Source organism: Paenibacillus gyeongsangnamensis, assembly GCF_027533625.1.
Taxonomy (GTDB): domain Bacteria; phylum Bacillota; class Bacilli; order Paenibacillales; family NBRC-103111; genus Paenibacillus_G; species Paenibacillus_G gyeongsangnamensis.
The window spans coordinates 1-15,694 of the sequence record NZ_JAQAGZ010000030.1; the positions used below are offsets into that span (position 1 = coordinate 1).

The 15,694-nt window shown below is 49.6% G+C and carries 13 protein-coding genes and 1 pseudogene; 1 reads left to right on the top strand and 13 read right to left on the bottom strand.

Annotated elements, in window-relative coordinates; translation table 11 throughout:
- Positions 1-385, top strand: a 385-nt coding sequence (locus tag O9H85_RS32425; protein WP_269885515.1) for an IS1595 family transposase, incomplete at its 5' end; no start/stop codon positions are given.
- A gap of 13 nt (positions 386-398) precedes the next feature.
- On the opposite strand, the gene O9H85_RS32430 is transcribed toward O9H85_RS32425, so the two are convergent.
- The 13 genes and pseudogenes from O9H85_RS32430 to O9H85_RS38045 all read right to left on the bottom strand — a co-directional run bounded on the left by O9H85_RS32430 (position 399) and on the right by O9H85_RS38045 (position 15,541).
- Positions 399-566: a hypothetical protein gene (locus O9H85_RS32430; RefSeq protein WP_269885516.1), complete on the bottom strand. Its 168-nt coding sequence runs from the start codon at positions 564-566 to the stop codon at positions 399-401.
- Positions 567-1,181: 615 nt separating this feature from the next.
- Positions 1,182-2,633, bottom strand: coding sequence for a sulfatase family protein (locus O9H85_RS32435; protein WP_269885517.1), 1,452 nt, complete (start codon positions 2,631-2,633; stop codon positions 1,182-1,184).
- Between the two features lie 45 nt (positions 2,634-2,678).
- Positions 2,679-3,551: a carbohydrate ABC transporter permease gene (locus O9H85_RS32440; RefSeq protein WP_409348237.1), complete on the bottom strand. Its 873-nt coding sequence runs from the start codon at positions 3,549-3,551 to the stop codon at positions 2,679-2,681.
- A 1-nt stretch (position 3,552) separates the two neighbouring features.
- Positions 3,553-4,493, bottom strand: a pseudogene (locus tag O9H85_RS32445) (ABC transporter permease).
- Positions 4,494-4,539: 46 nt separating this feature from the next.
- Entirely contained in the window at positions 4,540-4,704 is a 165-nt protein-coding gene (locus tag O9H85_RS32450) for a hypothetical protein (RefSeq protein WP_269885518.1), read from the bottom strand.
- A 51-nt stretch (positions 4,705-4,755) separates the two neighbouring features.
- Positions 4,756-6,057, bottom strand: a complete 1,302-nt coding sequence (locus tag O9H85_RS32455; protein WP_269885519.1) for an extracellular solute-binding protein — start codon at positions 6,055-6,057, stop codon at positions 4,756-4,758.
- 134 nt (positions 6,058-6,191) lie between these two features.
- A complete protein-coding gene (locus tag O9H85_RS32460; RefSeq protein ID WP_269885520.1) occupies positions 6,192-8,450 on the bottom strand; it encodes a helix-turn-helix domain-containing protein in 2,259 nt (752 codons plus the stop codon).
- Positions 8,451-8,725: 275 nt separating this feature from the next.
- The gene (locus O9H85_RS32465; RefSeq protein ID WP_269885521.1) at positions 8,726-9,556 is read right to left on the bottom strand and encodes a phytanoyl-CoA dioxygenase family protein; all 831 of its coding nucleotides are present in this window, start codon (positions 9,554-9,556) and stop codon (positions 8,726-8,728) included.
- Between the two features lie 15 nt (positions 9,557-9,571).
- Complete coding sequence (locus O9H85_RS32470; RefSeq protein ID WP_269885522.1) at positions 9,572-11,104, bottom strand: extracellular solute-binding protein; 1,533 nt, start codon at positions 11,102-11,104, stop codon at positions 9,572-9,574.
- Between the two features lie 82 nt (positions 11,105-11,186).
- Entirely contained in the window at positions 11,187-12,047 is an 861-nt protein-coding gene (locus tag O9H85_RS32475) for a carbohydrate ABC transporter permease (protein WP_269885523.1), read from the bottom strand.
- Complete coding sequence (locus O9H85_RS32480) at positions 12,041-13,006, bottom strand: ABC transporter permease (protein WP_269885524.1); 966 nt, start codon at positions 13,004-13,006, stop codon at positions 12,041-12,043. The genes O9H85_RS32475 and O9H85_RS32480 overlap by 7 nt, the downstream gene beginning before the upstream one ends.
- 123 nt (positions 13,007-13,129) lie before the next feature.
- Positions 13,130-14,893, bottom strand: a complete 1,764-nt coding sequence (locus O9H85_RS32485; RefSeq protein WP_269885525.1) for a sensor histidine kinase — start codon at positions 14,891-14,893, stop codon at positions 13,130-13,132.
- A 6-nt stretch (positions 14,894-14,899) separates the two neighbouring features.
- Positions 14,900-15,541: a helix-turn-helix domain-containing protein gene (locus O9H85_RS38045; RefSeq protein ID WP_409348242.1), complete on the bottom strand. Its 642-nt coding sequence runs from the start codon at positions 15,539-15,541 to the stop codon at positions 14,900-14,902.
- Between the last annotated feature and the right edge of the window lie 153 nt (positions 15,542-15,694).

Consider the following 15,694-nt stretch of genomic DNA (forward strand, 5'->3'; position numbering starts at 1 on the left):
CCTGAAAATGCAGGTCATTCCTGATGTCAAAGGCAGTACGCTCGTTGACTTTGCAACAAAGTACATCGAAGCTGGCTCAACGATAGCAAGCGATAAGTATAGCTCTTATAAAGTCTTGGCCAAGGAAGGCTTCCAGCATGAAGCCCACAAGTACGATCTGAAAGAAAATCCAGATCATCTGAGATGGCTTCACACGATTATTTCAAATGCAAAAGTTTTTATTGGCGGAACTTATCACGGATTAGATTCAAAACATTTACAGGCGTATCTCGATGAATTTTGCTATCGGTTTAACCGACGTGAGGTCAAGAGTGAATTATTCAACCGGCTAGTTCATTGTTGTCTTTCGGCAACGACGATCACCTATCCTGAGCTAGTTGGATAATCAAATTATTTTATTATTTCTCAAGAGCAGAAATGTAAATGGGCAAGCCACTTTTAGTTGATAAACTTTCGTCAATCTTGGGGAAGACAACTTTTTTTACTTTAGGCCATTTTTCTTTAACATATTCTGCAAGCTCAATTTGACGCTCAGGACACTCTTTTATGGATTTAATAACTAACATCTAGCCGCCCCTTCTTGAGTTGGATATTTGAAACCATCAAAAAAACTTGGTAAAATAACCAAAAAGCTTGCAGCCGGATAGTGAATTTTTATAATTAACCGCCTTCCACTATAAAGACCCCTTATTTAAATGAGGGGTCTTCGCTGCTTTTTTATGCGGTTTCAGTTTGCTGCCTGATAGTGTTGTTTCCTTTAGTCGAATAACTCAAGACTATTATTCATTGTATAACCTAGACAATAAGTTAAATGTTGGATTTACTTCCCATGTTTCATATGGAATAAATTCCGTGCTTTTTAGGATGGTTCTTTGCCATGCACTTCTTTAAGTATATCACCTCCTGAACTGATCATTAATAAAAAATATTGACAAGCTATTAGCTGGAATAGCTTAATAACTCTCTGTATTTTTAAGCTTTATATTCGGCCAAATTCCGCCGTGGCAGCCGATTGACAAGAACTTGATGTCATAAATGACAAGAACTTTATTCTATTCCCGTCTGAGAAAATAAAAAACATCGCCTAAGCGGCGATGTAAAAATCTAATATTGTCAGCCTGGATACATATTCATAAACATAATCACGGATTGATTTATTTTCATCGCTAAACCGGCATGACCTACCCTCGAACCTTCTCCAGCTGCGGCCAATCCGCTTTGTCGGCATTGCTTTGCGTGGCACCGGGCGTACTGCGTCCGTTCTCGATATATGAAATGAGCAGTGACCGAAGCCGTTCTACCACCTCAGGGTGCTGATCCCATACATTGCGGCGTTCCCCGATATCCAGCTCAAGATCGTACAGCTGGGTCGGCGGCAGGTCAGCCTCCTCCTTACCCGGTACAGGATCACTCCATCCGCCTGAGCCCGGACAAAGCTCAAGCTTCCAATTCCCTTGCCGTATGGAGAACGAACCGTCTATGGAATGGTGCACAACCGCTTCACGAAGCGGTGCAGCGGGTGGCTCCCCCAGCCATAACGGGAGATTGCTTACACTATCCTCGCCTGCACTATCAGGGAGCTTGTAACCGACCAGTTCCGCTGCCGTACGCATGAAATCGACGAGACATACCGTCTCGTCGCAGACGGCTCCCGCCGGAATGCGTGCCGGCCACTTAATAATTAGCGGAATGCGATGCCCGCCTTCAAATATATCCGCCTTCGTGCCGCGGAATATATAGCTTGGATTGTGCCCGTGCTGCGCGAGCTCCGGATAATTGGCCTTCGGCGAGCAGCCGTTGTCGCTTGTAAAGATGACGATCGTATTATCGCTTAATCCCAGATCTTCCAGCTTGGCATTGATTTGTCCGACAACATCGTCGCACATTAATACAAAATCACCATATATATTGGTGCCTGATTTCCCCTTAAATTCATAGGACGGAAGGATTGGCGTATGCGGAGCCGTGAGCGGAAAGTAGATGTAGAACGGCTCCTCCCGATACGCCTTCAGCGTGTTCAAGACTTTCTGTGTCAATGTCTGCAGCACCTGCTCATGCTTGAAGTCCGGCGCGGTGGGACCTGAACGCCACATCATCATGGAATCGCGGTTCTCCGTCACCTTATCCGGCAATGCCGTCACCCGATCGTTCTCGATATACACATACGGCGCCATATCCAAGGAGGCGCTGATGCCGAAGAAATAATCAAAGCCATATTCCGTCGGTCCTCCGCCTACCGGTTGGGTAAAATCGACATCCTCCTTGTTCTCGCCATTGCGGGCCCAATCCAGACCGAGATGCCATTTGCCGATGCAGGCTGTCCGGTAGCCGGCCTCCTTCAGCATCGAAGCCACAGTCATGCGCCCCCGCTCAATTAGCGGAGCATCATAGCCGAACAGCACGGACCGCTTTAACGTGGAGCGCCAATTGTATCTCCCGGTGAGGATACTGTATCGTGATGGCGTACAGACGGCCGAGGACGAATGCGCATCCGTGAACGCCATCCCCTCGCGGGCCATCCGGTCAAGATATTGCGTATTCAATTTTGATTGTTCATTCAAATAAGAGATATCTCCATATCCCATATCGTCAGCCAAAATGTAGACAATATTCGGCCGGTTTGCGATCGTCATCCGGAACCTCTCCTTCGATTATCAGTGTATACGTGATGCCCCGTACTACCCTTTAACGGAGCCTAACAGCACGCCTTGTGCAAAATGCTTTTGCAAGAACGGATAAACGAGCATGATCGGGACGGTCGATATGACGATAACCGCCATCTTAACCGTTTGACCGGGCGGAACGACATCCGACCCTCCCGTGCTCTCAAAAACGCCGGAGGAAATAATAACAACCTGCCGAAGCAGCACTTGAATCGGCCATTTACCGGAATCGTTAATAAACATAATGGCATGAAAAAAGGTGTTCCAGTGCATCACCGCATAAAACAGCGAGAACGTTGCGATAGCCGGAAGCGATAGTGGAAGCACGATTCGAAACAGGATTTGCAGCTCGTTACAGCCGTCGATTTTCGCAGACTCCTCAATGCCGTCGGGCAGCTGCTGGAAGAAGTTTTTCAAAATGATTAAATAGAACGGACTGATGGCGACGGGAAGCATAAGCGACCAAAGGGAGTTGATCAGCCCCAGACCCTTGATCACCAGAAACAAGGGAATGATGCCGCCGTTGAACAGCATCGTGAAGAGCACCCCCAGCATGATGACGCGGCGGTGACGCAAGTCGCGGCGGGCAAGCGGATACGCCATCGTTACCGTAAAGAATAAATTCACCACCGTACCGACCACGGTAACATAGATGCTGACCAGCAGGCTCGAAACGAACGTACTGGAGGAAAAAATAAACGTATACGCATCAAACGATAACTGGGTCGGAAATAAAAGTAACGTCTTATTCAAATATTCACTGGGAGAAGCGAACGACCCCGCGATAATATACAGAAATGGGATGGCTGTTACCAGGGCGAGAATAAACAGCGTCCCGTAAATCGCCACGTCAATGATCCGGTAGGACAAGGCTTTAGATTCGATCAATCTAATACACTCCTTCCTCTCCGAGCCGTTTCGCGCAATAATTTGCGCCCGCGAGCATGATGAGGCCGATTGCAGATTTGAATAAGCCTATGGCAGTGCTGTAGCTATAGCGGCCCTCCTGCAGGCCAAGCCGGTAGACATAGGTGTCAAACACCTCGCCGACTTCACGGTTCGTTGCATTCAGGCTTAAGAAAATTTGCTCGAAGCCGGTATCCAGGAAGTTGCCCAGTCGCAGAATCAGCAGAATCACGATGGTGCTTCGGATGGCGGGAAGAGTCACATGCCATAGCTGCCGGAACCGGCCCGCGCCATCCATACGCGCAGCTTCATAGAGCTGGGGATCGACGCCGGCGATCGCAGCGAGAAAAATGATCGTGCCCCACCCGCTTTCCTTCCAAACAATTTCCGACAGGATCATGCTTCGAAACCACCCCGTACTCGTGAGGAACGGAATTTTGTCCCCGCCGAGCCAGGCGATCAATTCATTCACTAAGCCGCCTTCCGTAGTAAAGAAAATGTAGGCGATGCCGATGACGATCACCCACGACACAAAATGCGGTACATAGACGACCGTTTGCACGAACCGCTTGTAAAGCGAATGTCTGACCTCATGCAGCAGCAGCGCAACGATAATCGGCAGCGGGAGTAGAACACGATGTTATAAACAGCAAGAATCAGTGTATTGCGAAACAGCATTGAAAATGCCGGATCGGTAAGGAACATTTCAAAATGCTCGAGCCCTACCCAGGGGCTCCCCATTAAACCGACAAAGGGTTGATAATCCTTGAACGCAATAATAATGCCCCACATCGGGACGTATTTGAACAATATGAAGTACAAAATTCCAGGCAGCAGCAACAGGTACAGACAGCGATTCTTCACGTAGTAGCCAAACCGGGATGAACCCGGCTTGACTACCGCCGAAGTGACCGCCGCCTTCAACGTTTGGCTCAAGCAGCTCCCTCCTTTTGTGTGGCTGGACTATCTGTTATTTCCGGTTGGCTTGAGCTGAATCGTACTGCTTCTGGAAATCCTCGATCAATTGGTCGCCGCGGTTCGTGCGCCACTTCTGGATTGCCGCCTTCCAGCCGTTCTCGTCAAGCTCGCCGATAATATATTTCGTCCGGGCATCCTCGATAATTTTGTCGTCCACAATCAGCTTGGAGGTAAACGGAAACGCCGGGTCGGAGACATACGTTATATCCTAGTCCTGCTCTGCTTTTGTAATCCGCTCGTCTAAAGGCGTCAAGCCTACGGCAATGCGGTCGCTGATTCCGTCAGCAACCATAATCCAGCGGAGCGGAATGACCTCGTCGCTGAATTTTTCCGGGTTGATCACGACGGGCTTGCCGTTTTCCATTTTATAATGCTTACCTTCGATGCCCAATTTCACAAGTGTCCGCATCTTGTCGTCCGCCAGCTTCTCGAAGAATGCGAGGATACTCTTCAGCTGAGCCTCGCTCTTCACTCTGCTCTTCGGGAACATGAAGACGCCGTTGTAACCTCCGCCCGCCTGCTTATAATACTTGCCGTCCGCGCTTTTAATTTTATAGATGAAATCCAGATTCGCATTCGGATTAGCCTTCTGCAGCGGCGTATGCCATCCGTTCGAAAACTGCGCGAACGCGCCGGCATATCCGCCGCCACGGCCCTTGCCCAAATAATCGAGCATTTGGTTTTGCTTGGTTACCGGGAAATCTTGGTTAATGAGCTTCTCCTGATACAGCTTACGTGTAAAATCCATCGCTTTCTTATATTCATCGGTCATAAACTCGGGGACGAGCTTACCGTTCTTGACAGCCCATTTGTTGGGACCGCCCATCCAGATCTTAACCCGGTTGAAGATGTTGCTGCTGTCATCCTCAATCAGCCCGAACGTATCGTCCTTGCCGTTCTTATCCGGATCCTTCTGTGTGAAGGCTTTCATCATGTCGTACAGCTCATCGAGCGTAGTCGGGGGCTTCATCCCAAGGCTATCCAGCCAATCCTTGCGGTAAATGAGTGCGGATTCGCTAAGGTCGCGTGCGGAAGGTATGCCGTACACCTTGCCGTTCTGAGATACGTTATAAAAACGAACGTCGCCAACCGCCATGGAAATATTCGGATAGTTTTTCAGGTAGGGACCGATCTCCCAGAACGCGCCTGATTTCACGGCGGAAACGATGTTGTCCGCCCGATCGCCGGAGACAAGGATGACTTGAGGAACATTGCCTGCGGCAAGCGTTGTATTCACTTTCTCGTCATAGGATGGACTTGGCGCCCAACTGATCTCCAGCTTCGTATGGGTGTAATCCTCGATCGCTTTGAAGGCCTCCGCAGCTTTGGTCGGTGGCTCGGTGCTGTAGTACTTGAGCAGCATACTAATTTTGAGTGGCTCGTTCTTCACCTCGGCGGACACAGCCGAATCTTTCCCGGTACCTGAGGAGCCGGTTTGGCAGCCTGCAAGAAGTACCGCTCCCCCAGCCAGTAAAGCCGCCACATTTTTCAGCTTCACATAGTCTTTCAATCGAATTCCCCCTCATTTGAAATTATCAGGCACACGCTCAGATTATCCGGCAGCCCATTTATCCGTCATCAATCTTTGGGGGGTTATCCTATCTTACTTCGTCCATCAATCATTGCAGGACCTCATCAATCATTTCAGACTTGAAACTTCGTACGGTATTCGGAGGGCGTCATCGTCTCCATCTTGCGAAAATATCTGCTGAAATTTTGAATATTGCTGTACTGCAGCTTCTCGGCGATTTCGGACACCGACATCTCCGTGTATGCGAGCCATTCCTTGGCCAGCTTGAGCCGGTAATGGGCGACATAATCACTGAAACTGACTCCCGTCTCCTTGCGGAACACCCTCTTAATATAATCGGGGCTGTAATGAAGTTGAGCGGAGCAAATTTCCAAGCTGATCGGCTTGTCATAATAGGTTTCAATCAATCGGATGACATCGGCTGATATACTCCGATATTGGTTGGTAAGCCTCTCTTCATATTGCCGGCATAGAGGCGTCAGTACTTGGTGCTCGAACCAATATTCCGTCTCCTTGGCCGTCTTGAGCTCCATAATGGTGCCCTGCAGGGACTTGCTATCCGTTGCAAAAGCTAGCGCCGCCTCCGAGGAGCCGAGCACCTCGCGGGCAATATCCATCACGACAAGCAGCAGCGCGAGCCGGTCATCCTGCTGGGTTCGGCTGCCTTCCACCAAATGGCTGAGCAGCAGCCGGAAGGCGGCTTTGGCCGTTGTATCATCGCCCATTTTGATGGCCTGGGTCAGCTCCCGTTTATGCTCCTCCACCCTCGTCGGCGGCCGGCTGCGCGAAGGCTCAAGATCGTCTATGTAAAGTAATGCGCCGCCCCCGACCCTCATCCTATATTTCAATGCCTCCACGCTTTCCCTGTATGCCGCAGCACATCGGGCCATAGCGTAGAAGATTCGGCTCAAGCCGATGCTGACGCTAAGCTGTAAAAACCGCTCCACCTGCTCCTGTATGATCTTGACGTACTCGAACACCAGCTTCAGGAACGTATCCTGCGAGGAATCGTCGAAGCGCAATATCACAACGAGCAAGTGCTGATAGGAGAACTGGTGATACAGCCGGTTTTGAGGGACGATCTCCTGAATCATATTGCTGATGCCATATAGAAGAAGGTGATAATCCTGCTCGTTGTACCTAGTCTCGGCCAGTGTATCGATATCGATCGCCATGACGCACAGCTGCTTCCAATCCGAAGGCAAGCCGTATAATGCGATTTTCTGATCAAGCTCCCGTTCCTGCAGCTTGCCTTGAATCAGCTCAATCAAGAAAAGATCACGCAGCTGTACCGTCTGCGATTGCATCCGATGGCTTAGATGCTCTTCCGTATAACGAAGAGAGTTGAACTCTTGCGCAATCGTCTCCAGCTCATCATAAGTGCGTTTTCGTTCAGGGCGTATCTTCGCCCTTTGGACTGCTTCATATAACTTTCGGACCGGTACATAAAGCGTTCGGGTCATAATTAAGGATACGACTGTCATACAGAGCAATACGGAAATACAAGTATAAAAAGCAAGCCAGCCGATCCCGGCCGATTCCTTAGCCATCTGACTGCGGCTGACCGTTGAAACGTAGGTCCACCGGTTCAGCGCCGATTTTCGGTAAAACAACCATTCTTGGTTAGCCTCCGTACCGGCAATAACGCCGTAAACGTCAGTCTCAGACGTCAGCTTCACTTCCGCCAGCTGATGGAGCTCACTTGTGCCGATCCCTCCGCTTGAGCGAATAATCGGCTGCTGCTTGGCGTCGAGCACCTGGAATTTCCCGAGGCTCGAATGATCGGTCATCCACCGGTTAACATCGTCCGCCAGCATCTCCACCACCAGTAGTCCTTCAGGCTCGCTGAAGGAATCCGGAATCGGGTAAGCGAAGACGATCATTTCGGCGGGCGAGCCATTCGGTAATTCGATTTGGTTTAACGTCCAGGGCTCCACTTCCCGCATGCGTTTATAATCATCAAACCGTCCGCTATTGAGGTTAAAGCCGGTATTATCGATGAGCCAGTTGCCGTTAAATCCGAGCAATAAAGCATTATGAATCGGCAGATCAATCGTCTGCAGCCGATTCAAATCCTGCTCGAGCTCGCGGATAAACGCAAAATCCCGATGCGACAGCGTATCACGTACGGCAAGCAGCACCCGCTGCGATTGTGCAAGCTGAAATACCTGCCTCTCCACGGAGCGAAGCATGCTCTCCGCACGCATCTGGTACTGCTGCAGCACCCGTTCATTGGCAGAACGAGCCTGCTCCTCCGTCATTGAAAGCGATTTCAAATAGGAAAGCCAGCCAAGAATGGCTACAGAAAGCGCAGCAACACAAATATTCGCAAGCACCAGCTTCAGCCAAAAGGAAGGAAAGCTCAGCTTCATCACAATACCCCTTCCATAAGCTTTGTCAAATTCCTACGGATTCTCGTCTACTCTAAATTTTATTAATATTCTGAAAACGAAATAAATATCTAAAGCTCAGTTAAATTTGGACAATCCTAAGGAATACTTTAAATGCCGTATTCCTTATTCATCTAAATACATCATCCAGGATACGATATTTAACTTGCAAAGTTTTAATGAAAACGAATAGGATCATGAAAAAGGTAAAACCCGGCCCGGGTTTTACCTTTTCAAATAAGCGGTATTGACATGACCTATTTATAAATCTCTTGACCAAATTCGGTACCAAGCCATGACGACTTCAGCGGCACCATAGATTCTTCGGGAACGTAATATTTGAAACAATTGCTGCTGATGTCGCCGAGGAGCTGACGCCGGATCGGATCAGCCTTCTCCAACAATTTCTCCGATGCCTTGTGATAATCGATGGGACGCATCCAGATCGGACTGTACCCGATGAAGAGCTGCCTTCTGGTATGATCAGAACGGTTGGGAGCTCCGGCGTGCCAAAGATTTTGCGGAAAAATGAACACGTCCCCCGGATTGCCGCATACTTGAAGCTCCCCTTCGACGGGCACATCCACATTCGTTTGGACCGGGGTAAAGCCGGCCTTCAAGTGGCTTCCGGGGATGATTTTTGTATTTCCACGATCGGGCCCGGACATGTCGCTTAAGATGTAGCAGATTTTCACGTAATACATTGAAGTAAGTCCATTGATGCTAGGAAACTCAGGGTGCGGACCGTCCTGATGCCAATGGATGAAGCTCTGTGAATCGGTCTTGATATCGTTCGGGTTCGGCCTCCGTACGGTTAAATGCGAAATGTGAAGCTGGATATTGTATCCCAAAATATTAACCATTAGAGGCAGCAGCGCCGGTTCATCCATCAGGTCCGCAATTTCCGGATGCCTCTCCACGCTGTTATAAATATTGTAGGAAAGCGCCTCCGGTTCACCGGCCAGGATTTCATCGATGGCCCGATTGAGCCTCGCGACCTTCTCCTCCGGCACGACGTTCCGCAGGATCAAATAACCGTCCTGATGAAATTGCCGGACCAATTCAGCGATTTCAAGCTGCTGTGTCATCGGATCTTCCCCCTCTTATTTGCCGTAACCAAGATCCTGCAGCTGTTTGGTTGCGGAATCAACATAGATTTTGAAATTCATGCTCGATTCAAGCGTCTTAAGGAAATTGTCGTACCCGGTTAGCGGACTTTTCCCATAAACGAATTTCACCAGTTCTTCTTCAATAAAGCGGGAGGCGTCCGCCGGATTATAGCCTTCCGGGTTGGTCAAGAATCCGTTTAATGTTTTGATTCTCGGCTGGTTGTTGGCAAACTCGATATATTTGGATTGCGGCGCAAATTTGGTCTGCAAATAAGACATTTCCGGACGTCCGGTAAATTGGTAAAGCCAAGTGAAGCCGGCTTCTTTGCCCATCAGCTCCGTCGGGACAATCTTGTCGCCTTCCTGGTTGTAGTGTTTTCCTTTAATGCCGAACTGTACCAGCATGGACCCGTCCTTGCCGGAAACGTAGTTTAGCAGGTCGATTACCTTTTGCAATTTATCCTTGTTTTTCTCCAGGGCCTTAGGAATCGCATAAATGCCGGAGGTTCCGCCAATATCAATCGGGCCGTCGTACTGCCCGCCGGGTCCTTTCGGAGGGGCCAGTTGTATCCAATTGGCGTTCGGGTTGACTTTCTTGATCTGCTCGACAAATTGGTCCTTACTCATGTTCGGCCAGTCAATCCAAATGATGCCCGCTTGACCCTTGATCGCCTTTTCCTGGTGCTGCAGTCCGGTATTGGCCATAAGCTCCGGATCTACGGCGCCGGTGTCAACCAGCTTCTTGATAAAAGCAAGCGCGTCCTTCATTGCCGGATCATAGAGGGAATTTATGACCTTGCCGTTTTTTACATAGAAGGTATTCGGATCCCCTACGCCGTAAGCGCCAAAGACAGGAGCGAACGCGGCAAGCTTGCTTCCGGTGAGTCCGAGGGTATCCTTCTTGCCGTTGCCGTCCGGATCCTGTTCGGTAAAAGCCTTCACGACATTCAGAAGCTCGTCGGTTGTGGCCGGCTGCTGAAGACCGAGCTTATCCAGCCAATCCTTACGGATCCAATAAGTGTTATACGGGATGTTAGGAGCTTTCGGAATGGCGTACACTTTGCCGTCCATCGTTGTCTTCTTCAAGCTGTCGGCGCCGATAAAATCTTTAACCGGTTGCAGCTTATCCATATAAGGAGTCAAATCGAGCAGCAATCCCTGCTGTACAAATTGCTTCAGCGCGGCACGGTCCGGCACCTGGAACAAATCGGGGAAATTGCCGGACGCCAAACGAACGTTCAACTGATTTTTATAATCGTCCCCCGATGCGTATACGGTTAGATTCAGATCCGAATGAATTGCTTTGTCAATTTCCTGTTTGATAAAATCTTTGTCAGGCGACGGCAAGTTGTTGCCCGTTTCAATCACATCCAATTTAACGTTCTTAGCCGATTCGTTTGAACCCGCGGCGCCGCTGCCCGAAGTTTTAGCTTCGTTCGTTGGATTGCTGCTAGACGAGCAGCCTGCGAGCATACTGCCGGATAGCACTGCGGTTGCGAAAATCACGGATAACGACTTTTGTTTCATGTTTTAGATCCCCTCCCTAATTTTGCATGTCCATCTATTGAACCGGCATCCGCTGTTCCTGCAGTAAACAGGGTACCGAGCTTCAACCTTTGACAGATCCAAGCAGCATGCCTTTCGTAAAGTGCTTCTGCAAAAATGGATAAACGATGATAATGGGCAGACTGGCCATAATCACGGAAGCCATTTGCAGCGTTTCCGTCGGCGTAATGTTCTCGGCATTTTCTAGAGGCTGCTGGGTTTGAACCAAAATTTCGCGTACGATGACCTGAAGCGGAAACAGCTTGCGATCGGTCACATACATGATCGCTTGGAAAAATTCATTCCAATGGCCTACGGCGTAAAACAACCCGATGGTCAGCGTTACCGGAATGGATAACGGCGCAACGATTTGCCGCAGGATACGGAATTCTTGCGCCCCGTCGATTCTGGCCGATTCGAACAGCTCTTCCGGAAGATTCTCGTAGAAGCTTTTCATAATGAGAACGTTGAAGCTCCAGACGAGATTCGGTAAAATCATCGCCCAAATTGAGTTCAGCAGTCCGAGCGCCTTGACGACTAAATAAGTCGGAATCATCCCGCCGGTAAACAGCAGGGTGAACACCACCATCATCAGAAAAAAGCTTCGGCCGGGCAGCTGCTTACGGCTAAGCGGATAAGCCATTAACGCGGTAATCGCTATATTGAGAAGCGTACCGACAACCGTTACCAGAACCGTGACGCCGAAAGCCCGGGGAATGTTCGATACCGTAAGCAGCTTATGGTAAGCGTCAAACGTTAATGTTCGCGGTATGAGGATGAAGCCGCCGTTTTTAAGCACTTCGCTGAACGGCGTGATGGAAACGGAAAGCACATAGAGCAGCGGGAACACCGCCGCCATCCCGCAAAGCAGCAATACGACAAAGACAACGATGTTTGCGATGCGGTCATCCAAGCTTTTTACCATATGCCTTCCCCCCAACGCTTCGCGATGTTGTTCGATCCGAGCACCAGAATAAAACCGATGGCCGCCTTGAATAACCCCACTGCCGATGCCAAGCTGAAATTAAGCTGCTGCAAGCCGGTACGGAACACCCAGGTATCGAGAATATCCGCTACGGAATAGACTTGAACATTGTACATGATGTAAATTTGCTCGAAGCCGGCATCCAGTATATGGCCCAAGTTCAAGATGAGCAGCATAATAATGACGCCCCGGATACCGGGAAGCGTAATGTTCCAAATCATCCGAAGCCGGCCGGCACCGTCCGCCCGCGCGGCTTCATAAAGGGTGGGATCGATTCCCGCGATGGCCGCTAAATAAATAATGGCGCCCCATCCGAGGTTTTGCCAGATTTCCGAACCGACAAGCAAGGACCGGAAGTAAGTAGTCGAGGTAAGGAACGGGATGGTCTGCCCCCCATACTCCTTGATCCAGTGATTCACTAATCCGGAACTCTGGGACAAGAGGGCCAGCAGAATGCCGTAGATGATGACCCAGGATAGAAAATGCGGCATATAGGTTAACGTTTGGATTAACGATTTAAACCATTTCACGCGGCATTCGTTCAAGAGCAGCGCCATGACAATCGGCGGAATCATACCGAAAACCAACTTGTACACGCTGATCAGAAACGTATTGGCAAGTAGCTGAGAAAAATACGGGGAATGAAAAAATGTTAGAAAATGCTTGTTCCACGGACTTGCCCACGGGCTGGACCAAATGCCGTCCGACATGTTGAAATTCTTGAACGCAATGATGACGCCGTACATCGGGATATATTTAAATAGAAGGTAATAAATGACTCCCGGTAAAAGCATCAGATAAAAGGCCCGAAAGCGCCAAATTTTTTTGCCCAGTGCGGCTAGGACACCTGATTTCGGCTTGGCGTCTTGTACGGAATGGATCGTAATCCGTTGGTCCATGCGCTGTTCACCCCACTTGTTATTGTAAGCGAATTCAAATGATTGACGTACACCTACTATAGCAAGCCGGAAGTGAATTTAACTATGCATAATCCTTGCGAAATGATGAACAAATTCAACAATTCACGCACCCGTGCGGTGAACGGGAATCGTAATCCGGACGACGGTTCCCGCATTCGGCACGCTTCCGATCCGCAGCCCGTAGGTGGCGCCGTAATGAAGCACCAACCGATGATGGACATTGGGCATCCCGATGCCGGAGAAGTGTCCTTTGTGCTCTTCGGCCGTCCGACCGTCAAGAAGCTTGTGAAGCTTTGAAGTCTCGATGCCTATCCCGTTATCGCGGATGAAAAAGCGAATCTTCCCCTTACGAATGGACCCCCTGATAGAGATAACTCCATCTTCGCGGCGGCTGGGCGTAATGCCGTGGAAGATGGCGTTCTCCAGTATGGGCTGCAGCGTCAATTTTAAAATTTTGCACGGCAAAACGTCCTCATCGATCTCTTGGATATATTTGAATTTGTCCCCATAACGTACTTTTTGGATCTGCATATACATGTTAAGCCCATCCAGCTCTTCTTTAACCAATATGAATTCCGATGTTTTATCAAAGCTAAGCGACAACACGCCAACCAATGCTCTAATCGTCTCTTTGACCTCTTCCGTACGGTGCTGTTTAGCCAAGCTGCCGATGCACGCGAGCGTGTTGTAAAGAAAATGAGGCGCAATCTGGCTTTGCAGCACCTTCAGCTCCAGCTGTTTTTTCCGCACTTCCATTTGTTTCGTCTCTTGAAGCAGGTTGCGGATGCGCTCCATCATGGCGTTAAAGCTTTGGGCAAGCCGTCCGATTTCGTCCTCCCTTTTTACATAGAGGCTTGGGACCACCTCCATGTCGTAAACCCTGTCCATCTTGGCGGCGAGCGTGCGGATTGATTTGGTCAAATAGCGCGACATCACAAAGGCCATAAACAAGAGGATCAGGACCCAGATGAATGCGGCGGCTTTATAATTATCAAACAGTCGGGAGACGTTCTGATAAAAATAATGCTCCTTGATCAGGACAATCAAGGTCCAGCCGAGCCGATTTTGCCCGGATTTGATTACCACGAGCTTGCCGGTTGATTCTTGCAGCTCGCTGGCCGTGACCGGCAGGTCCGCCAAACGTCCGACGAAATCTTCGGGGGGCTCTTCATGAAAGCTTCTTGGCTTTTGCGGCAGCATCTCGCTGTCTCTATCGAACGTGACTACCTTGTTTTTATCGGACAGGATGACGAACGTTTTGTCCGAATTGGAAGTGAGCTCACTGATCTTCCGGTTAAGCTTCTCAAGATCCAGCTCAACCACGGCAACCCCTAAAATCTCGCCGCCGTCTCCGATGACAGGCCGGGATATAGCCACCGTCGAGCCGGAAAGAGGGGATACATAAGGTTGGCTTACGACCGACGCTCCGTAATTTTGCTGCGACTTTTCGTAAATCGCCGGAAGCATCGGATTGCCGATGATATCGTAGTTGACCTGGGCGCTTGAATATACTTTTCCGTCATTACGGATCAGATACAGCGTTTTGACGAAGGTGCTGTTATTTTCCGCAATGAAACGGAGCGAATCCGAGAATTTCTTATCGCTCCCTTCAGCGTGCAGCTTAGCGCTTGACGACAGAAGCAGCAGGACATTCTGGCTATTGTCCAGATACGTATCGAGAAACTGGTTCGTACGCGCGATCAATACCTCGGAGTCCGTAACCGTCTGGTTTTTGAACAAATCGGCCGCTCTGTAGTAATTGTTCCAAGCCAATAAGATAAAAAACGTGAAAGTAACGAAAAACAAAAAAAGGAACTGTCTTGTCGCTAAGCTCCAGTTCCTGTACCAACGATACATTCGATTCATTCGAAATCATCCTTTGGCTAATCTTGTTCGGCCAATCGCGATGCTTTGTGCGGAGGATTTTTTCAGTTCCGTAGGCGCCGCTCCCGTCCATTCGCGAAATATGGCGGAGAAATAACGGTAACTGGGAATGCCGACCTCCAGCGCAACCTCATAAACCCTTAGCGACGTATTCTGCAGTAAATAGGCCGCTTTTTCTATCCTTTTTTTCGTAATAAAGTCGTTAAAGGAAATCCCGGTCTCTTCCCGGAACAGCCTGCTCAAATAGTGCGGACTCAGCCCCACCTGCTCGGAAACCGTCGTAAGCGTCATCGGCTTTTCCAGGTTCGCCGCAATGAAAACCTTCGCTTCGGCAATCTCTCTTCGGAGCTTCTTCTTACCGCTGAGAGATTCGATTTCATGGATGAACGCCGCCGCAAGCTCGTTGACCGTGGCAGCGTTTACAATTCGCTGCGCTACCCTCCATCCTTTTACCTGGACGGCATGCTCCCTCTGCCAGTCGCGAAGCCAATTAGTGACGAATTCCCGCAGCTCCTCCGGTACAATCCGGTATTTCATCGCCCATTTGACGAAATCTTCGCGAATCACCTTCGCCAGCTGCTCCCGGTCCCATTGCGCTTTGCGCAGCTTGCCGGATATTTCATTCTCCATCTGTTCCTCAAGCGTTGCCGGTCCGGTCCATTGCTTCGTGAACACCCTGCCTAAGCTCTCGTAAAAGACGGCTGCCGGCTTCTCGCAAACGCTCCGGTAAACGGCGGCGAAATCGGCACTCTTCCGCACGGGTTCGCTAATGACGGAATACAG